The 17,173-nt window shown below is 72.2% G+C and carries 19 protein-coding genes and 2 pseudogenes; 8 read left to right on the forward strand and 13 right to left on the reverse strand.

The features are described 5' to 3' along the window. Positions 1 to 330 (forward strand): annotated as a pseudogene (locus tag PV341_RS34655) (FAD-binding oxidoreductase); the annotation flags it as partial. 179 nt (positions 331 to 509) lie between these two features. Then, a complete protein-coding gene (locus PV341_RS34660; RefSeq protein WP_500327607.1) occupies positions 510 to 818 on the forward strand; it encodes a hypothetical protein in 309 nt (102 codons plus the stop codon). A gap of 45 nt (positions 819 to 863) precedes the next feature. Here PV341_RS34660 and PV341_RS34665 read toward each other — a convergent pair whose 3' ends face one another. Then, positions 864 to 2,021 carry a serpin family protein gene (locus PV341_RS34665; protein WP_500327606.1) on the reverse strand — a complete coding sequence of 386 codons (1,158 nt, stop codon included), beginning with the start codon at positions 2,019 to 2,021 and terminating at the stop codon, positions 864 to 866. A 113-nt stretch (positions 2,022 to 2,134) separates the two neighbouring features. Here PV341_RS34665 and PV341_RS34670 point away from each other — a divergent pair, with 113 nt between their 5' ends. Further along, entirely contained in the window at positions 2,135 to 2,383 is a 249-nt protein-coding gene (locus PV341_RS34670; RefSeq protein ID WP_500327605.1) for a hypothetical protein, read from the forward strand. Positions 2,384 to 2,512: 129 nt separating this feature from the next. Here PV341_RS34670 and PV341_RS34675 read toward each other — a convergent pair whose 3' ends face one another. The 7 genes from PV341_RS34675 to PV341_RS34705 all read right to left on the reverse strand — a co-directional run bounded on the left by PV341_RS34675 (position 2,513) and on the right by PV341_RS34705 (position 8,410). Continuing rightward, positions 2,513 to 2,881, reverse strand: a complete 369-nt coding sequence (locus PV341_RS34675) for a GNAT family N-acetyltransferase (protein ID WP_500327604.1) — start codon at positions 2,879 to 2,881, stop codon at positions 2,513 to 2,515. A 372-nt stretch (positions 2,882 to 3,253) separates the two neighbouring features. Then, positions 3,254 to 3,694: an ATP-binding protein gene (locus PV341_RS34680; protein ID WP_500327602.1), complete on the reverse strand. Its 441-nt coding sequence runs from the start codon at positions 3,692 to 3,694 to the stop codon at positions 3,254 to 3,256. A 144-nt stretch (positions 3,695 to 3,838) separates the two neighbouring features. Continuing rightward, complete coding sequence (locus PV341_RS34685) at positions 3,839 to 4,288, reverse strand: SRPBCC family protein (RefSeq protein WP_499509056.1); 450 nt, start codon at positions 4,286 to 4,288, stop codon at positions 3,839 to 3,841. Between the two features lie 175 nt (positions 4,289 to 4,463). After that, on the reverse strand, positions 4,464 to 5,504 hold the full coding sequence (locus PV341_RS34690) for a hypothetical protein (protein ID WP_500327601.1): 1,041 nt from the start codon (positions 5,502 to 5,504) through the stop codon (positions 4,464 to 4,466). Between the two features lie 332 nt (positions 5,505 to 5,836). Beyond that, on the reverse strand, positions 5,837 to 7,717 hold the full coding sequence (locus PV341_RS34695; RefSeq protein WP_500327600.1) for a transketolase: 1,881 nt from the start codon (positions 7,715 to 7,717) through the stop codon (positions 5,837 to 5,839). Between the two features lie 131 nt (positions 7,718 to 7,848). After that, positions 7,849 to 8,016, reverse strand: a complete 168-nt coding sequence (locus tag PV341_RS34700; RefSeq protein ID WP_500327598.1) for a hypothetical protein — start codon at positions 8,014 to 8,016, stop codon at positions 7,849 to 7,851. A gap of 37 nt (positions 8,017 to 8,053) precedes the next feature. Beyond that, a complete protein-coding gene (locus PV341_RS34705) occupies positions 8,054 to 8,410 on the reverse strand; it encodes a PRC-barrel domain-containing protein (RefSeq protein ID WP_500327597.1) in 357 nt (118 codons plus the stop codon). Between the two features lie 213 nt (positions 8,411 to 8,623). Between PV341_RS34705 and PV341_RS34710 the strand changes: the two genes are divergently transcribed. Next, entirely contained in the window at positions 8,624 to 10,036 is a 1,413-nt protein-coding gene (locus tag PV341_RS34710; protein ID WP_500327595.1) for an RtcB family protein, read from the forward strand. A gap of 43 nt (positions 10,037 to 10,079) precedes the next feature. Here the strand turns inward: PV341_RS34710 and PV341_RS34715 are convergent, their stop codons facing one another. The 3 genes from PV341_RS34715 to PV341_RS34725 all read right to left on the reverse strand — a co-directional run bounded on the left by PV341_RS34715 (position 10,080) and on the right by PV341_RS34725 (position 12,756). Next, positions 10,080 to 10,523 (reverse strand): archease, encoded by a 444-nt coding sequence (locus tag PV341_RS34715; protein WP_500327594.1) that lies wholly within the window; start codon positions 10,521 to 10,523, stop codon positions 10,080 to 10,082. A 50-nt stretch (positions 10,524 to 10,573) separates the two neighbouring features. Then, complete coding sequence (locus PV341_RS34720) at positions 10,574 to 11,725, reverse strand: methyltransferase (RefSeq protein WP_500327593.1); 1,152 nt, start codon at positions 11,723 to 11,725, stop codon at positions 10,574 to 10,576. Between the two features lie 146 nt (positions 11,726 to 11,871). Then, positions 11,872 to 12,756, reverse strand: a complete 885-nt coding sequence (locus tag PV341_RS34725) for an SCO4651 family lipoprotein (protein ID WP_500327591.1) — start codon at positions 12,754 to 12,756, stop codon at positions 11,872 to 11,874. Between the two features lie 42 nt (positions 12,757 to 12,798). Here PV341_RS34725 and PV341_RS34730 point away from each other — a divergent pair, with 42 nt between their 5' ends. Continuing rightward, positions 12,799 to 13,260, forward strand: a complete 462-nt coding sequence (locus tag PV341_RS34730; RefSeq protein ID WP_500359921.1) for a macro domain-containing protein — start codon at positions 12,799 to 12,801, stop codon at positions 13,258 to 13,260. On the opposite strand, the gene PV341_RS34735 is transcribed toward PV341_RS34730, so the two are convergent. Continuing rightward, entirely contained in the window at positions 13,190 to 13,657 is a 468-nt protein-coding gene (locus PV341_RS34735; RefSeq protein ID WP_500359924.1) for an LLM class flavin-dependent oxidoreductase, read from the reverse strand. The genes PV341_RS34730 and PV341_RS34735 overlap by 71 nt on opposite strands. Positions 13,658 to 13,705: 48 nt before the next feature. Here PV341_RS34735 and PV341_RS34740 point away from each other — a divergent pair. Continuing rightward, positions 13,706 to 13,903: pseudogene (locus PV341_RS34740) on the forward strand (alpha/beta hydrolase); the annotation flags it as partial. Between the two features lie 6 nt (positions 13,904 to 13,909). On the opposite strand, the gene PV341_RS34745 reads toward PV341_RS34740, so the two are convergent. Then, positions 13,910 to 14,431, reverse strand: a complete 522-nt coding sequence (locus tag PV341_RS34745) for a GNAT family N-acetyltransferase (protein ID WP_500327587.1) — start codon at positions 14,429 to 14,431, stop codon at positions 13,910 to 13,912. Positions 14,432 to 14,510: 79 nt separating this feature from the next. On the opposite strand from PV341_RS34745, the gene PV341_RS34750 reads away from it, so the two are divergent. Further along, positions 14,511 to 15,242 (forward strand): DUF7873 family protein, encoded by a 732-nt coding sequence (locus PV341_RS34750; RefSeq protein WP_500327585.1) that lies wholly within the window; start codon positions 14,511 to 14,513, stop codon positions 15,240 to 15,242. A gap of 515 nt (positions 15,243 to 15,757) precedes the next feature. Continuing rightward, positions 15,758 to 16,990 carry a GNAT family N-acetyltransferase gene (locus tag PV341_RS34755; RefSeq protein ID WP_500359923.1) on the forward strand — a complete coding sequence of 411 codons (1,233 nt, stop codon included), beginning with the start codon at positions 15,758 to 15,760 and terminating at the stop codon, positions 16,988 to 16,990. The last annotated feature ends 183 nt before the right edge of the window (positions 16,991 to 17,173 follow it).

The raw sequence follows: 17,173 nt of genomic DNA on the forward strand, positions 1-17,173 counted from the left end.
GCCCCGCGCCGCATGGGCACCATGGCCCTGCACCCCACCTGCTCCACCGTCCACCTGGGCATCGACGCCGCCCTGCGCCAGGTCGCGGCCGCGGTCAGCGAACAGGTCACCGTCCCCGACAACTGGGGCTGCTGTGCCTTCGCCGGGGACCGCGGACTGCTCCACCCGGAGGTCACGCAGTCCGCGACGGCCGCCCAGGCGGCGGAGATCACCGCCGGGACGTACGACGCGTATGCCTCGTGCAACCGCACCTGCGAGATGGGCATGACCCGCGCCACCGGCCGCCCCTACCGGCACGTCCTGGAACTGCTGGACGAGGCCACCGCCTGACGGGCGGGCTCAGTGCCCGCCCGGCCCCGGCAGGCACGACCCGTCCGCCGTCCTGCTGGAACTCTGGAAGGACCAGCGCGCGCAGGCCCTTCAGTCGGAGAACCAGCGTGCCGCACTCACCAACATCGTCATCGTCGTCGTCGCGGCCGGGCTCGGATTCCTCGCGCAGAAGGAGCACTTTGCGCACCGGCGACCTCTGCGTCACCGTGCCCATGGTCCTCCTGGGCGTGTACGGCACCCTCACGTGCTGGAAGTACCGGGAGCGGACCAGCCTCCACAACCGGCAGATACGCACGCTGTACGCCGCGATCGCAGACGAGCACCCCGAACTGGGTCTGCGGCGCGTCAAGTCCGAGCCCTACGCCCGCCACGAGGCCCGGTCCGCCCGCACGGCGAGGATCCGCCTCTACGTCCTCCGGATGAGCCTGCACATCGGGGTCGCGCTGGGAGGGGTGTTCCTGAGCGTGTGGATCGTTGCCGCCCGGTGACGGCCCGATCGGCGTGCGCCGCGGGGCCGGCGGCACGGCCTCGCGTCACTCGTCCTCCGCGTCCCAGGCCTCGCCGGGGAAGTGCGCGTGCACCCACCCCGCGTTGAGCACCAGCCGGGAGGTCCGGTGCACGGCCAGGAAGCCGATCGGCCCGGTGAACTCGACGGCGACGCGTTTCGTCCTGGACGGCGGTATGCCCAGCGCCACGGCGCCGAACGCCGTGACCGCGGCGGAACGGTAGCCCAGCGCGCTGAAGGCGGCCGTGACCGTCTGCCCGGCGGCGCCCACGACCAGCGGCTCGCGGCTGATGCGGGGGAAGTGCCCTCGGGAGGGGTCCGTGGCCGAGGCGAGCCCGAACAGCCCCGCGTGGGCGAGCAGATCGTGGTGAGCCGTCACCTCGAACGGCACCGCGGTCACCGACAGGTACGGCTCGCGGTCCCAGCTGTGCACGCGCGACACCGTGACCCCGGGACCCGGTTCCCCGTACGGAAGCCGGTCCCCGGGGACGGCCGGGTACGTGCGCTGCAGCGCGCCCACGCCCGCCGCAAGCACCTCGCCGCCCGGCACGTCGTCCTCACCGCGCAGCAGGTGGACGTCGATCCCGCCCGTGCCCACCACCTTCAGCACCGCCACCCGCCCGCACGGCGCCTCCACCACCTCGGTACGGTCCAGCAGCGCGGTGGTGCGGTGGAGGACCCCGCCGTGGTTCCGGAACGGCCGGAGCCAGTCGGTCCTGACGGTCAGCGCACCGGCCAGCACCAGCTCCGTCTCCTCGTTGAAGGCCACCGGCATCCTCGGGATCAGGCCGCCGGAGCACTTGTCGGCCCAGGCGTCCAGCGCTCTGCGGTCGGCGGTGACGTCGCCGCTCAGCGCTCCGTGCGAAGCCGGTGGAAGCGCGCCGACCCATCCGGGTTCCAGCGGCAGCGAGCCCTTGCTCCACAGCCCGATCGCGGCGGCCACGCCCGGCAGCCCGTCCATGCGCGCCAGCAGCCGCCCCGCTGCCTCGGCTGCCTCACCGGACCCGATCCCCGTCGCCCGCTCCAGCTCGTCCCGCGCGGCACCGTCGGATCCTGCCGCGAACAGGGCCAGCAGCGGCCACACCCCTGCGGCGGAGAACACCGTCTCCTCGCTGTGCCGCAGCGCCTGGCCCGCCCACCCCACGGTCAGCGCGTTGACCGCGCGGACCGTCCTCGCGTCTCCCATGTCCCGTGATCACGGCAGCGCGCCCTCCCGACGCCAACAGGGTTTCCCGCAAGCTCAAATGAGGCTCAAGCGGCAGGGACAAGCCACCGCTCCGCGGATACGATGCAGGTCACGTGGCTGTCGACATACGGGGGAGAGCTGCTGTGGTCGAACTCGGGATCCTCTTGCTCCTGCTCGCGTCGTTCGTGACGTACCTGGTCGTCAAACTCCTGCGCCGCGGCAACCGCCGCACGGAGAACGCGGACGGCCTGCTCATCGAGCAGGCCCGCCGTGAGCAGGCCCACGCCGACCGTTGGACGTACAACTCGGCGTCCGTGCACAACGCTCCGCTCACCCACTCCTCGGACCCGTTCCACCCCTGACCGGCGGTCGCCGCCGACCAACCCACAGCAGCGCCGTCAGGGGAAATTCCCTGGCGGTGCTGTCAGTTGGGGCTGCTACTCTCCAGCGGCTCGTGCCACGCACGATCACACAGAGGAGGTGCAGGACCATCACGTGGTTGCAACTCGTGGCTCGGCGTTGACGAAGCCGAGCCGTCGGTTCATGCCGATGGCCGATGCGTCGTCAGGGTGGTGGAAGGTCTGCAGCCAGTGGATTCCGTGAGAACGCGCGAAGCCAATGGCCAGGAGCTTCATGGCCAGCGAGATTCCCCTTCCCCGATGGCCGGCCAGCAGCCCGGTCATCTCGCTGAGGGCGTGCCCTTCGGGTTGGAGCGACGTGGTTGCCATGCCAACCCATGACCCACCGTCCAGGGCAAGGACGACACCTTGGGGATCGTAGGTCGGAGTCTCGATGCGCTGGGTGAGGTACTCGTCGAACGTGTAGAACTCCCCCCCCGCTCTGGGATGTCGGCGGAGCACGTCTTGTTCAGGTCGTAAAGCGCACGCCGATGTTCAACCGTGTCGCCGACAGCTGCCATGGTCGTGAACTCGATACCAGCCTGCTGGCAGCGTCGGAGGTACGGTTCGAATCGAATCGTCGAACGCATCCAGGTCGAGATTGAGCCGAACCCACTCGACGGCCATGAGGGCACCTCCAGGATCACCAGCCTGAACACGTTCTCGAAGCCTATCGATCAAGGACACGTCACATCACAGTAGGCGAACCTTGCCTGATGCGGCACCAGCCCTTTCCCGGCCCCACCCGGGGCACGCTCCTGCTTGTGGCCCTGTCGTCCGGTACGGCGGGGCCACGGCCGTGCCGTGGACCCTGCGCCATGAGGTGACAGGGTTTCAGCGTGCCGGCTCCTCATCGGGGCCGGCCGACTTCCCGCCCGGTGGTGTGAAGCAGGCCGTGATCGTCTTGCCGTGGTGCTGGGCGTGCGTGTGCCAGTGGTCGGCGAGACCGTCCACGATGGCGAGCCCGCGCCCGCCGGTGGCCTCTGCGTCGGCGTCGCACGGGGCGGGCACCGTGTCGTCGTCATCGTGGACGCTGACGTGCAGGCAGCGGCTGTCCCAGGTGAGGACGACCTCGGCGTCGCTGTGGGCGTGGACGTGAGCGTTCGTGACGAGCTCCGACACGGCCAGCAGGATGTCGTCGACCGTGCCCGGCGCGTCCTTGGTCCAGTCCAGAGTGGCGAGGTGCTGCCGCGTCCACCGCCGGCCGGCCCGCACTCCGCCGGACACCGGGAACGACCGCGCCCAGCCGACGGCCTTCATCGAGGAGTCGGCCATCGGAGAGCTCCCTTCTGCTCATGGGTGGCAGAAGTACGCCTACCCCGCCTGCCGCCGCGCATCGCGGTGCGAACGGACGGAGCGGGTCCCGGACACCGATCGGCGTCCGGGACCCGCGCGTCGGGCTCGCTCCAGGCGGCGCTCCTACACCTCACCACGCCAGGAGCCGCTCTCGATGCCGCGGGCCTCGATGTACGCCTTGAAGCGCTTGAGGTCGCCCTTGGCCTGGCGCTTGACGACGCCGAGCTTGTCGGCCACCGTGTCGGCCACGCCGTGCGGCTCGTGCCGGAGTTGCAGCATGACCTTGGTGTGCCGGTCGTCCAGGCGGTGGAAGGTCACGACCCCCGCCTGGTGGACGTCGCCGCCGACCGTGGTCCAGGCGACCCTCTCGTCCGGGATCTGCTCGCTGATCTCGGCGTCGAACTCGCGCGTCACGCCGTCCACCTTCGCGACCCAGTGCGTCAGGGTCGGCGTGCGCTGGTCGATGCGCTCCACGCCCTCCATGAAGTGGGGGAACTCCTCGAACTGCGTCCACTGGTTGTACGCCGTCGTGACCGGCACCGCGACCTCGACCGACTCCTCAACCGTCGACATGCGCCCACCTTTCGGGTCGGCATCCGCTTCGGGATGCAGGGTCCTTCTTCTCGGTGGTGGCGCCTGCCCGAGCCCGATGGCGCCAAACAGCGCTCCGGGCACGGCCGCCCGGCCCGGCGGGGCATGCGAGGGTCCCCGCCGTGGTGCCACGGCGGGGACCTCGTGGAGCTCCGGCTCAGACGGCGGCGCGGGTGCGCTGCTTGGCGGCGCTGATGACGTCGGGGCGTCCGCGGTGCTGCCGCTCGTAGTCCATGGCCTGCCGGGCCTGCAGCGGTTCGGCGCCGCGCAGCCGCGCGGTGATCTGGTCCGGGCTCATGGTGTCGTAGCCGGGCCAGGGCTGGTTGGCGCGCAGGTTCTCGATGGCGTTCAGGATGCCGACCCGGTCGCCGTGCTCCCGTTCGTAGTCCTCGATGACGGAGAGGTCCGCCTGCGAGAAGATGCGCAGCCGCTGGATGATCTCCGCGACGGGGAGCCGGTCGTAGTCAGCCAGCGGGAGGTCCACATTCCGGGCCACGGGGGCGTGGGCCTTCCCGGCCGGGCGCGGTGCGTCGGCGGCGGGACGGGGCGCCGGCTGTCCGGCGGTCCAGACGGCCTGGAGCCGCTGGGCGGTCGTGCGCAGCGTCCGGACGGCGGCGTCGGCCAGACCGGCCGCCCCGTGGGCGTGGTGGCCGTTGCCGGCCGCCGTGGTGGCCACCGCCAGGGCCTGTTCCTCGACGCTGGACTCCAGGTCGCGCAGCAGTTGCTCGTCCTGCCGGCGCAGCGTGGTCAGCAGCGCGGCGGCGCGGTCGTCCTGGGCCAGGGTGGCGATGCTCTCGCCCGCCCGGCAGGCCGCGAGGGCCCGCGCGGTGGCGGTGTACTCGGCCTCGGTGTTCCTCAGCAGCTGGTGCTCGTCGGCCTGCCCGCGCCCCGGCAGGACGCCGCGGACCATGCGGGTGCCGATGTGCAGGGGCGCCATGGCCGTGTGGAACGCGCCGGCCGACGCGGTCCGGACCATCTCGGCGGTGTCCCGCAGGAGGTGGCGCGGGCGCATCTCACGGACGTGGGTGTCGATGCGGGCGATGTGGTGCTGGGTCTGGGCGGCATGACGTTCCAGGGTCTGCCGATGGGGACCGACGGGGGTGACGGCCATGTCGGTCCGGAACCGGTCGACCACCGCGGCGTGTGCCTCCCGCACATCCTCGAGCGCGGGTATGAGCGCATCCGTCGTCAATGTCATGCCTGCTCCCTCGTGGGGTGTCGTGGCGGCCGTGGAGGCCGCCCTGGCGTGCGGCGGCGCCGCCGGGTGGGGCGGGCACCGGCACCAGCGTGGGCGAAGCGGAGGAAGATCGCCCGGCGAGGCGGGCTCGTCGCACGCGGCCGCACGGCGGGCCGGGGGCGCGAGTCAGTGCCCGGCGCCGGTCCCGGTGAACTGCGCGGGGGTGCCCCGGCCGGCGCTCCGGTTAGCCCGTACAGGTGACGGGACGCCGAGGACGGGCCCGCGCCGGTACGGCGGCGGCCGCCGTCACCCGTGACGGCGGCCGCCGGTGCTCGTACCGGTCGAGGCGGGGGTCATCCCGAGGTCAGACGCCTGGCCGCCTCGGCGATGTGCGTGCGGGAGATGCCGGCGGCGTCCAGGAGTTCCTCCGCGGTGCCGGAGCCGGGCAGGTCACGGACGGCCAGGTGGGCGAAGGCCGGGCCCTGGCGCTGCGCGGCGAGGGCGGACAGGACGGCCTCGCCCAGGCCGCCCTCGGGGTGGTGGTCCTCGGCGACGACGAGGGCGCCGGTGTCGCGGGCGGCGCGCGCGAGGGCGTCGGCGTCCACGGGCTTGACCGAGTACAGGTCGATCACGCGGGCCGTGATGCCGTCGGCGGCCAGCGCGTCGGCCGCGGCGAGGCACTCGTGCAGGGTGACCCCGGCGCCGACGAGGGTGACCCGGTCGTCGCCGGACTGGCGCAGGGTCTTGGAACCGCCCACGGGGAAGGTCTCGTCGGGCCGGTACAGGACGGGATAGGCCCCGCGGGTGGTGCGCAGGTAGGAGATGCCGTCGAGGTCGGCCTGGGCCGCCGTCAGCGCCGCGGCCGAGGTGGCGTCACTGGGGTAGAGCACGGTGGAACCGTGGACCGCGCGCATCATCGACAGGTCCTCCACGCCCATCTGGGAGGGGCCGTCGGCGCCGATCTCCACGCCGCAGTGACTGCCGGAAAGGGCCATCGAGATCTGCGAGATGGCCGCCATGCGGATGAAGTCGTGGGCCCGGGTGAGGAAGGCCGCGAAGGTCGCCGCGTACGGGCGGTAGCCGCGCACGGCCATGCCGACGGCCGAGGCGATCATCTGCTGCTCGGCGATGTACGTCTCGAAGTACCGGTCGGGGTAGGCCTTGCCGAAGTCCTCCGCGTGCGTGGAGTTGCCGACCTCGGCATCCAGGACGACGACGTCGGGGCGGGCGCCGACGGCGACGAGCGCCTTGCCGAAGGCGACCCGGGTGGCGACCTCGTCCCCGAGCTGGAAGCGCGGCAGTTCCATGGGCGTCGTCGCGGCCATCGGCGGGCGCGGCGCGGCCTCGGGCGGCCGCGGGCCGCGTACCGTCAGGTGACGCACGCCCCCGAGTTCCTCGATGGCGTGCTCGGCGAGGTCCGGCGGCAGGGGCTTGCCGTGCCAGCCCTCGATGTCGGCGACCTCGGGGACGCCCTGGCCCTTGACGGTCCTGGCGACGATGACGGTGGGCGCCTGCCCGTCCGCCGCGGTGGCCAGCGCCCGGTCGACGGCCTGGAGGTCGTGCCCGTCGACGACGAGGGCGCGGCAGCCGAAGGCCTCGACGCGACGGGCGTACGCCTCGGTGTCCCACTGCAGTTCGGTGGGGCCGCGCTGGCCGAGCCGGTTGACGTCGACGATGGCGACGAAGTTGGGCAGCAGCCGCTGACCCGCCTTGTCCAGGGCCTCCCAGACCGAGCCCTCGGCCATCTCGCTGTCGCCGCACAACACCCACACCCGGTACGGCTCGTGCTCCAGGTCGCGGCCCGCCGTGGCGATGCCCACGCCGTAGGCGATGCCCTGGCCCAGCGATCCGGTCGCCACGTCCACCCAGGGCAGGACGGGGGTGGGGTGGCCCTGGAGGCGGGCTCCGAAAGTGCGGTAGGTCGTCATGAGTTCGTGCTCGTCGACGGCGCCCGCGGCGTGGAACATCGCGTACAGCAGGGGAGAGGCGTGTCCCTTGGAGAAGATGAGGTGGTCGTTGGCCGGGTTCTCGGGCTGCTGCCAGTCGTACCGCAGGTGACGTGACATCAGCACGGCCATCAGGTCGGCGGCGGACAGGCTGGACGTCGGGTGGCCCGAGCCGGCCGCGGTGCTGGCCCGCACCGAGTCCACCCGGAGCTGCTGGGCGAGTTCGAAGACCTGTTCCAGGTCGCTGTCGGGCCCGATCGGGCGGGCGGCGGCTTTCTGGTCCGTCATGACGGATTCCCTACTTCGCGCGGAGGACTCTGCGTACCTGATGTCTGCTACCCCGCCCGGGCGCGGAAGTGTGCTCCCCCCCACGGGTTCCGGCGGCACGCAGCCCGTGGCCGGCGCCCCCCCAGCCGGTCTCAGCGCAGGAGCCCACGGCGCGAACGCCGCCATTTCACAACGACGTACACCAGGTCGAGCACGAGCACGACGATGCCGATGACCAGCAGGTACAGCAGACCTTCGGCGACCACGCCGATGAGTCCGAGGACCACGGCCACCAGAAGCAGGAACAGGAAGAGCGCCATGGCCGGGACACCTCCTTGGCGCGGCGGGGTGAGGCGTTCAGCGGCGGGCGAGTTTGCGTTCGCCGCCGGCGCCCGGGTGGTAGGCCATGTCGTAGTACTGGAAGATCTCCCCTTCCTGCTCTGCGGGCAGGACGTCGTCCGTCCCGATGGACGGACCCTTCTTCACCAGCCCCTTGGGCTGGGCGACCTTGACGTAGCCGGGCCCCACGACCGCCTCGTCGAGGGGGACGAAGACCAGTCGCTGCCGCGTGGGCAGACCGGTGCGCACCGTGGCCACCGCCGGCTCGTCGGTGGCGGTGTCGACGTAGATCGCCTCCAGCGCGCCGATCTTGTGCCCCTTGGGGTCGACGACGTCGCGGTCGCGCCACTCGCGGATATCGGCTGAATGGATCATGTGCTGCTCCTCGGTGGAGCGCCGATTCGGCACCGTGCCCCGGCGCGGACGCACCGGGATCGCCCTTACGGGTCGTCGCTTGTGACAGCGCACCGGCCCTTTTCCTCATGCTACGTCCGGAATCCGGATCCGGCCGGGCTCCGTTTACCGCGGTCCCGCGTGGCAACGCGACACATGGGGGACGTTGACCGGCCACCGGCCCCGGAGGCTGTGATGGATGTCGTGGAAGAGGGCCCCTACCGTTTCCGCATCGCTCCGCGCGCGCTGATGCGCGTACCCGGCGTCGTGTTCGCCTCGCGCGACCTGATCGGCCATGCCGAGAAGGCCCTGGAGCAGGTCGTCAACGTGGCGACGCTGCCGGGCATCGTCGGCGCCTCCTACGCCATGCCCGACGTCCACTGGGGCTACGGCTTCCCCATCGGAGGCGTGGCCGCCACCGACGTCGACGACGGCGGCGTGGTCTCCCCGGGCGGGGTGGGCTTCGACATCTCCTGCGGCGTGCGCCTGCTGGCGGCCGACTGCGACCGGCGGACGGTCGGACCCGCCCTGCCCGCGATCATGGACGGACTGGGCCAGGACACACCCCGCGGCGCCGTCACCGGAGCCGTCTGGCACCTGGGCAGCGACCGCCGGCTGGAACGCGTGCTGACGGGTGGGTCCCGCTACGCCGTGGAGGAGGGCCACGGCGAGGACGGCGACCTGCGGCGGTGCGAGGACGAGGGCACCGTGGCCGACGCCGACCCCGGACAGGTGAGCGCACGCGCCAGGGAACGCGGCCTCGGGCAGGTCGGCAGCCTCGGCTCGGGCAACCACTTCCTCGAGGTGCAGGAGGTCGCCGAGGTGTACGACGCAGCGGTCGCCGCCGCCTTCGGCCTCGCGCTCGGCCAGGTCTGTGTGATGATCCACTGCGGTTCCCGGGGACTGGGGCACCAGATCTGCTCCGACCACGTGCGGGCCATGGACCGGACCATGCGGCGGTACGGCATCGAGGTCCCCGACCGGCAGCTCGCCTGCGTCCCCGTGGACTCGCCCGAGGGCCGCGCCTACCTCGGCGCGATGGCGGCCGCGGCCAACTACGCCCGGGCCAACCGCCAACTCCTCGGCGAGCTGTCCCGCCGCGTCTTCCGCCGCGAGGCGGGGGTCCGTCTGACCCTCGTCTACGACGTCTCCCACAACCTGGCGAAGATCGAGGAGCACGACGTGGAGGGCAGGCGGTGCACCCTCTGCGTCCACCGCAAGGGCGCCACCCGGGCGCTCCCGCCCGGTCACCCGGACCTTCCCGCCGACCTGCGCGGCGCCGGCCAGCCGGTGCTCATCCCCGGCACCATGGGCACCTGCTCGTACGTCCTCACCGGCGTTCCCCGTGGCGACGCCTTCCACTCGACCTGCCACGGGGCGGGCCGGGAGAAGAGCCGGCACCAGGCCGCGCGGGGCGTCAGCGGCAGGGAGCTGCGGGCCCGGCTGGAGGCCCGCGGGATCGCGGTCCGCGCCTCGTCCTGGCGCGGCCTCGCCGAGGAGACGCCCGAGGCGTACAAGGACGTCTCGGCGGTGGTGGAGGCGAGCGAGGGCGCCGGGCTGTGCCGCAAGGTCGTCCGCCTGGTGCCGCTGGGCGTGGTGAAGGGGTAGGCCCGCCGCGGACCGCCGCCATTCGGACGTCCGTCGCCCTCTTTCAGACGTCGACCGTCGCCGCGCAGGTCCATCCGTACGGGCCGGGCGCCAGGTGGAGTTCGTTGAGCGAGACCGCCTTCGGCACCGCACCGGTGACCTCGACCGACCCCACGTCGGCCATCGCCATACGTACGTCCAGCCCGTCGGCGTCCGACTCCGCCTCGACGTCGACGGGCACCTCCCCGTGCACCTCGAGCCGGAAGATGACCTCGTCCAGCAGGTCCGCCAGCAGGTCGTCGTCGGCGGCGTCGGCGACCGGTATCCGCCGCACGCACACCGGCCGCACCCCGGCGGTGTCCGCGAAGCACTCGACCAGGCCCAGCACCGCCTCGACAAGGCACTGCTCCCTGGTGGGCCCCCACGCCTCGATCCGCACATCGGCGGTGTGCGGCACCGCACGGTGTCCGCCCGCCTCCGGTCCGCCACCGTACGCCTCGTCCACCATGAGGATCGCCTGCCCGGTCCACGCGACCTCAAGACCCCGGCGGCCCGGCTTCAGCGCTTGACGGCCCGCAGGACCACGAACTTCGGGTTCGACGCGACGACCTCGCAGTTCCCGAAGAGCCGCCGCAGGCGCACGTGGTAGCCCAGATGCCGGTTCCCGATGACCAGCAGCTCGCCGCCGGGCCGCAGCGCGGACCGGGCGGTGACGAACATGCGGTGGGCGGTCGCGGCGGTGACCGCCTGGTGGGAGTGGAACGGCGGGTTGTTGAGGACGAGGTCGGCGCCGTCGGGGCGGACGGCGGCCACGGCGTCGGCGGCGTCCCCGACCAGGAACCGGGCCTTGCCCCCGGGGCCCACGTTGTCGTGGAAGGTCTCCTCGGCGGAGGCGACGGCCTGGTGCGACTCGTCCACGAACAGCACGTCGCTGTCGGGATTCGCCAGCGCCACCGCGGTCCCGACCACGCCGTTGCCGCAGCCCAGGTCGACCACACGGTCCGGGCCCTTGCGGTCCGGCAGGTGCTCGAGCAGGAAACGCGTGCCGATGTCGAGGTGGTCGGCGCAGAACACGCCCGCGTGGTTGGTGACGGTGCGGCCGGACAGCGGTCCGATGCCGTCGGGCAGCGGGTACCGCAGAGGCCACGGGTTCGCCCGGGGGGCCGCCGCCGGATCGGGGGTGCTGAAGATCAGCCGCGCCTTGCGCACCGCCAGCGAGGTGCGGGTCGGCCCGATGATCCGCTCGAAGAGACGCAGCGTGGACGTGTGGATCTCGGTGACCATGCCCGCGCCCAGGACGACGGTGCCGGGGTGCAGTGCCGGGGCCAGCCGGTGCAGCTGGTCCTCCAGCAGCGCGAGGCTCTTGGGCACCCGGACGAGCAGCACGTCGATGCGCGCCGGAGGCTCGTCGCGGGTCGTCAGCATCCGCACCTCGGCGTCCGGCGCGTTGCGCCGCAGGTTCGCCCGCGTGGCCTGCTGCCCGAGATGGGAGTCCGTGATCTGCGTGGGGCGGTGCGCCGCCAGCGCCGTCGCCAGTGCCCCCCAGCGGTCCCCCAGGACGACGGTCGTGCCCGTCAGGTCCGTCCCGTTCTCCGCGAGGTGCCGCACCAGGTAGTCGTCCGCGGCGTCCCACGCCCGCAGCGTCTCCCGCGGCTCCGCGGGGAATCGGGTCAGTTCGAGTGCGCCCCACGGCGTGCTGAAGAGGTTCATCGCCCCCTCAGGGTACGGGCTGCCCGGGCCGCCCCCGGCTACCGGCTCCCGGGGTCGCCGCTCGTACGAAGCGGTCCGCGCCGGCGACCGGGCCCACTCCGTCGGTGGGTGCGTGTGGTCGCGGCGCACCCACCGACGGGTTGACGTCAGCCCTGGGCGGCGTTCTGGATCATCTCGGCGAACGTGGTGACGTCCTTGGCCGGAGGCGCCTTGATGGCGGAGGTCTGGCCGTAGCCGGAGTACGCGATGGTCAGCTTGGCCGGGCCCTTCGCGGTCTTACCGGACTCCACGGTCTTGACCGCGAGGTCGTCGGCGCTGATCCACGCCTCGATCTTGACGGTGTTCTTGAGGCCGGTGGAGTGCAGTTCCTCGATGTAGGCGTCGCGCTCGTCCTTTGTGATGAGCTCCAGGACGGAGGTGTCGGCGGCGAGCTTCTTGATGTCCACGGTGCCCGTGTAGTGGGTCGCCTCGGCGCCGGCCACCTGCTCCTCGCCGGCCGCGGCGAGGTCCGCCGCGGTGGACAGCGCGGCAAGGGCCGCGGCGGGGCCGTGCGGCAGGTCCTTGGCCGGGTTGTCCTCCGCGGAGGAGCCGTCGAGCTTCAGCCACTTCTTGCCGCCCGCGGCCTCGGCCATCTCCCCCTCGACCGGGAGGAACACGCTGCCGTCCGCCATCGTCATGTGCACCTTGCCGTCCGGACCGGCCATGTCCTTCATGTCGGCGTCGGAACCGGCGTCCATGCTCAGCTCGGCCCCCTCGGAGCCCTTCTTCCAGCTCAGCGTGCCCTCGGCCTTGGTGTTGCCGTCCGCAGGGTCGACGGAGTCGACGGCGACCTTCGCGGATGCCTGCTTCTCCACCGCCTTGGTGGCGTTCCGCACGGCTTCGACGGGGGAGACCTTCTTCTCCACCGGCTTGGCGGAGCCCTGCGTCGACGCGGACTTCGGCGCCTCCTTCGTGGCGTCACCACAGGCCGCGAGACCGAGCGCGAGCGTGCCGGTCGCAGCGGTGATCGCCACAAGACGACGGATGTGCATGAAAAGTTCCCCTTCGAGCGGTAAAGATTTGTACAACGATCAATGGCCTTGGACCCTACAGCAATCGACGAACACACAAACGAGCGGGGGCTCCGCTCGAACGGAGCGCCATGTACGCCTGACTCGCCCACCGATGCCGTCGTGACGGCGGCGGACGAGTCGCTGATCGGCGGGGGAGGCGGCGACGACGGAGAGGCCGACATCCTCGCCTCCTCCTACCGGCGTTGCCCGCAGGGCGCGGACGAGCTGGGGGCCACGAGCATCGCGTTCCCCTCGATCGCCACCGGCGTCCACGACCAGCCATCGGAGGAAGCGGCGCGGATCGCCGCCTCAGCCCTCCGGACGTCGCAGAGCCCGGTCCGGCAGATCAGGCTCGTGGCCTGCGGCCGGGCCGCGCTCGGTCCGCAGCCGGGGACCCGCCACGGCGGGTGCGTCAGCCGAGCTCCGGCAGGACCTCGGCGGCCAGGCGATCGGCGTGCTCGGCCTGCGCGAACAGGGGCGTGAACAGGATGAGCTCCGCACCGGCGGCGACGACCTCACGCAGCGCCCGGACGCACTCCGCGGGCGTCCCCGCGATCGCGGCGGCCTCGATCTCGGGTGACTTGCGCATGTACAGCGCCGCCAGTTCGGCGTCGATCCGGGCGCGGGCGCGCCGGGAGTCGTCGTCCACCGCGATGTAGACGCGCTTGGCGATCCCGAAGCCGTCCGCCGTCCTGCCACTCTCGGCCAGCGCCTGCCGCACGATCGCGACCTGCTCGGCGAACTTCTCCGTCCGGACCTGACCCGCGCCGAAGAAGCCGGTGAAGAGCTCCGGACTCATCACGGCGCGGCGCAGCGCGGTGCGCCCGCTGCCGCCGAACCACACCAGGGGAAAGGGCTTCTGGAACGGTTTCGGCTCCATCGCCGCGTCGCTCAACCGCCAGAATTCCCCCGAGAAGTCGACCCGGCCGACGAGGCCGACGTACTGCGCGACGCGGGCGAGGCCTACGCCGCCAAGCTGCGCGAGGCGGGCGTGGACGTCACCGCGGTGCCGGTGCTCGGCATGGTCCACGACTTCCTCATGCTCGACAGCCTCTGGGACTCCAAGGCGACCGTCGTCGCCCGCACGCTGGCCGTCGAGGCCCTGCAGCGGGCGCTGCACCCCTGAACCGCGTCAGGCGATCGTGATCCCGTAGCGTCGCACGGCGCCACCCGGCCCGGCCTCCTCGACGCCCTCGAGCACCCCGCCGTTGCGCTCGATCGTCCTGGCGGAGGCGGTGTTCGCCGCCTCGCAGACGATCAGCACCCGGTCCAGTCCGAGCCCGCGCGCCTCGTGGAGCATCCGGCCGAGGGCCCAGGTGGCCAGGCCACGGCGGCGCGAGGAGGGCCGGATGCCGTAGCCGATGTGACCGAACCGCAGCACGAAGTCGCCGGGCCCCTGCCGCAGGGCGATGCCCCCGTGGACCCGGTCGCCCTCGACGATCCACCGGTACCAGCAGCCGCGGCCCGCCTCCACCGCCTCCGGCCCCGACTGCCCGGCCAGCGTCGTCACCCAGGCCGCGAACCCGTCCGGCGAGCCGACCTCGTCGGACGGCTCCAGGCCGAAGCCGTCCTCGTGCGGGCCGGGACCCCATTCGTCCCGCGCCTCGAGCCAGGCGGAATGCAGACGGGTGGTGGGCGCGATCAGCTCGGGCATACGGCGACGATACCGGTGCGTCACGGTGCGCCCGAGAAATCGGGTGTGTGTACGGGCGGGCGCTGCTAATTTCGCTGACGTGCCGAAGCTCAATCAGATCATCGCCGTGGAAAAGGGCGTCAAGTCCAAGTCCCTCCAGGAATTGACCCAGGCCCATCACGACGTCCAGAAGCCCGCGTTGCTCGCCGGGATCTCGCGGACGTACCAGCCGAAGGACGAGGAGGGCGAGCAACTGCCCCCGGAGTCCACCCGGGTCCAGGTGAAGGCGGAGGACGTCCTGCACGAGGTCGGGGACACCCTGACGCGGCTCTTCGACGTGACGGCGACCAAGGACTGGGCCAACCGGACCGCGGCCGCCGACGTGGTGGTGGACGGGAGGGTGCTGCTCGCACAGGTCCCCGTCCCGTACCTGCTCTTCCTGGAGAAGCAGCTCACCGACCTGCACACGTTCGTGCGCAAGCTGCCGGTCCTGGACGCGTCCGAGTCGTGGAACCCCGACCCGTCGACGGACTGCTGGAAGACCGACCCGGTGCGGACGATCCGCACGAAGAAGGTCCCGCGCAACCACGTGAAGGCCGAGGCCACGGAGAAGCACCCGGCCCAGGTCGAGGTGTACTACGAGGACGTGCCCGTGGGGTACTGGACGACCGTGAAGTTCTCCGGCGCGCTGCCGGCGCGGCGCGTGAACGAACTGCTCGCCAGGGTCGAGAAGCTGCAGCAGGCCGTGAAGTTCGCCCGCGAGGAGGCCAACGGTGCGGACGTCACCGACCAGCGCGTGGGGGAGGCGGTCTTCGGCTACCTGTTCGGGTAGCCCCATCAACGCCCCTCGTGAGAGCGGGGGGTGCGCCGAGAGCGCAAGCTGAAACTGATGTTGAAGCTGACCAGGGGTATCAGTGGGGGTTCGAAGCCCTCCCCCGGCACACCGGGCCGGGGTGGCCCAACCGGTAGAGGCAGCCCCGTCAATCTCAGACTCTCGCTCCAGTCTCAGCATTCGCCGCCGAACGCCGGATCGACCGAGCGCGGACGATCATCGACGGATGGGGGTTCAACTCCCCTCTGCGCCTCTTCCGTGGCGCGGTAGTTCAAAGGTAGAACACGTCGATCTCAGAATGATCCGCGACTCTTAAACGCCGCCGGCGTGCGCAATTGGGTGGCATCTCAGGAGCCCGGGCAGCTGGATATGCTCCCGGGCTCCGTCACGCCTCACTCCAGCGGGCCGGAGCCGGGGCCGGCCGTAATTCGCTTGACCTTGCCGAGGGGCGACGCTGCACTGTGGCGGGTCACCACGACGCGTGGTGCCGGTATCCCGGGGAGGCAGCGGCAGCGATGGAGATCCGTTCCACGACCGAGCAGGACCTCGACGTCTTCGTCGACACGCTCCATGCCGCGTTCGGGCGCTTCCCGGAAACCCCGGCCGACGGCCGCGGGGTCTGGTGGTCGGCGCTCGAAATGGACCGCAACCTGCTCGCCACGACGGCGGACGGACGGCCGATCGGCACCGCCGGTGCGTACTCCTTCGAGCTCACCCTGCCAGGTGAGGTCCTCGTCCCGGCCGCCGGCGTCACCGCCGTCGGCGTCGTGCCCTCGCACCGGCGTCAGGGCGTGCTCACCGCGATGATGCGGCATCAGCTCACCGGGCTGCGGGCCCGCGGGGAGTTCCTCTCCGTGCTGCTGGCCTCCGAGGCCCTGATCTACCGCAGGTTCGGCTACGGACCGGCGACCTACACGGGGCGACTGACGGTGCCGCGCCACCAGGCCGCCCTCGCCGTCCCCCGGGCGCGCGGAACGGGCGGCGCCCCGGTGGCCGGCCCGGACACCGGCTCGGTCGAGGTGCTGCGGCGTGCCGAGTGCGGGGAGATCCTGGAAGCGGTCTACGACCGGTACCGCCGCGCACAGCCCGGCGCGCTGTCCCGGCCGCACCGCTGGTGGGCCCTGGGGGCGGGGCAGCCCCCGGTCTCCCCGGCACCGCGCTACGTCGCTGTCCACCGCGACGCCGACGGCGTGCCCGACGGGTACGCCAGCTACTCCCTCGGCGAGCCCGACACCTTGACGGTCGACGAGACCATCGCCACCGACGACGCCGCCTTCACGGCCCTGGCCCGGTTCGTGCTCGGGCACGACCTGGTGGCTCAGGTCGTGTTCAAGCACGTCCCGCCCGAGCATCCGCTGCGCTGGCAGTTCGCGGATTTCCGCGCCGGACAGGCGGGCAACCACACCGACTGGCTCTGGGTGCGGCTGCTGGACGTCCCGCGTGCACTGACCTCGCGCGGCTGGTCCACGGACGGCGAGCTCGTCCTCGACGTCGACGACCCGTTCCTGGGCGAGCACGACCGCTACCTGCTGACCGTCCGGGACAACAAGGCCGAGTGCGTCCCGACGGAGCGGGAACCCGACCTGTCCCTGGACGTGAGCGACCTGGGCTCGGTCTACCTCGGCGGCACCACTCCGAGCACGCTCGTGCGTGCCGGACACGTCCGGGCCCACCGCCCGGACGCGGCGACCCTCGCCGACGCCCTCTTCCGCGCGGAGCGCTCCCCGCACTGCCTGCACTGGTTCTGACCCGCGTGCGCCTTCGGCGATCGCGCGGGTGACACCTCGCGGCTGCACGCCGGAGCCTTCGGGCCCGGCGTACAGCCGCGGCGTTGTCAGCCCCCGCGGGTACCGCCCGACCGTTCACGAGAGGGCTCGTGACCGCACCGGATCGGGGGCGTCGGGCTGGGACGGGGTGGGGTACCTGCGGGC

This window comes from Streptomyces sp. PA03-1a, from assembly GCF_033792805.1.
In the GTDB taxonomy this organism is placed as follows: domain Bacteria; phylum Actinomycetota; class Actinomycetes; order Streptomycetales; family Streptomycetaceae; genus Actinacidiphila.

What these genes read in the sequence shown, in the direction of transcription:
- PV341_RS34685 (WP_499509056.1), bottom strand. Translation starts at nt 4,288, where the DNA reads ATGTCGACGGTTGAGGAGTCGGTCGAGGTCGCGGTGCCGGTCACGACG.
- PV341_RS34755 (WP_500359923.1), top strand. Translation starts at nt 15,758, where the DNA reads ATGGAGATCCGTTCCACGACCGAGCAGGACCTCGACGTCTTCGTCGAC.
- PV341_RS34690 (WP_500327601.1), bottom strand. Translation starts at nt 5,504, where the DNA reads ATGACATTGACGACGGATGCGCTCATACCCGCGCTCGAGGATGTGCGG.
- PV341_RS34680 (WP_500327602.1), bottom strand. Translation starts at nt 3,694, where the DNA reads ATGGCCGACTCCTCGATGAAGGCCGTCGGCTGGGCGCGGTCGTTCCCG.
- PV341_RS34720 (WP_500327593.1), bottom strand. Translation starts at nt 11,725, where the DNA reads ATGAACCTCTTCAGCACGCCGTGGGGCGCACTCGAACTGACCCGATTC.
- PV341_RS34710 (WP_500327595.1), top strand. Translation starts at nt 8,624, where the DNA reads ATGGATGTCGTGGAAGAGGGCCCCTACCGTTTCCGCATCGCTCCGCGC.
- PV341_RS34725 (WP_500327591.1), bottom strand. Translation starts at nt 12,756, where the DNA reads ATGCACATCCGTCGTCTTGTGGCGATCACCGCTGCGACCGGCACGCTC.
- PV341_RS34735 (WP_500359924.1), bottom strand. Translation starts at nt 13,657, where the DNA reads ATGGAGCCGAAACCGTTCCAGAAGCCCTTTCCCCTGGTGTGGTTCGGC.
- PV341_RS34665 (WP_500327606.1), bottom strand. Translation starts at nt 2,021, where the DNA reads ATGGGAGACGCGAGGACGGTCCGCGCGGTCAACGCGCTGACCGTGGGG.
- PV341_RS34745 (WP_500327587.1), bottom strand. Translation starts at nt 14,431, where the DNA reads ATGCCCGAGCTGATCGCGCCCACCACCCGTCTGCATTCCGCCTGGCTC.
- PV341_RS34730 (WP_500359921.1), top strand. Translation starts at nt 12,799, where the DNA reads ATGGCCTTGGACCCTACAGCAATCGACGAACACACAAACGAGCGGGGG.
- PV341_RS34705 (WP_500327597.1), bottom strand. Translation starts at nt 8,410, where the DNA reads ATGATCCATTCAGCCGATATCCGCGAGTGGCGCGACCGCGACGTCGTC.
- PV341_RS34695 (WP_500327600.1), bottom strand. Translation starts at nt 7,717, where the DNA reads ATGACGGACCAGAAAGCCGCCGCCCGCCCGATCGGGCCCGACAGCGAC.
- PV341_RS34700 (WP_500327598.1), bottom strand. Translation starts at nt 8,016, where the DNA reads ATGGCGCTCTTCCTGTTCCTGCTTCTGGTGGCCGTGGTCCTCGGACTC.
- PV341_RS34715 (WP_500327594.1), bottom strand. Translation starts at nt 10,523, where the DNA reads ATGGTGGACGAGGCGTACGGTGGCGGACCGGAGGCGGGCGGACACCGT.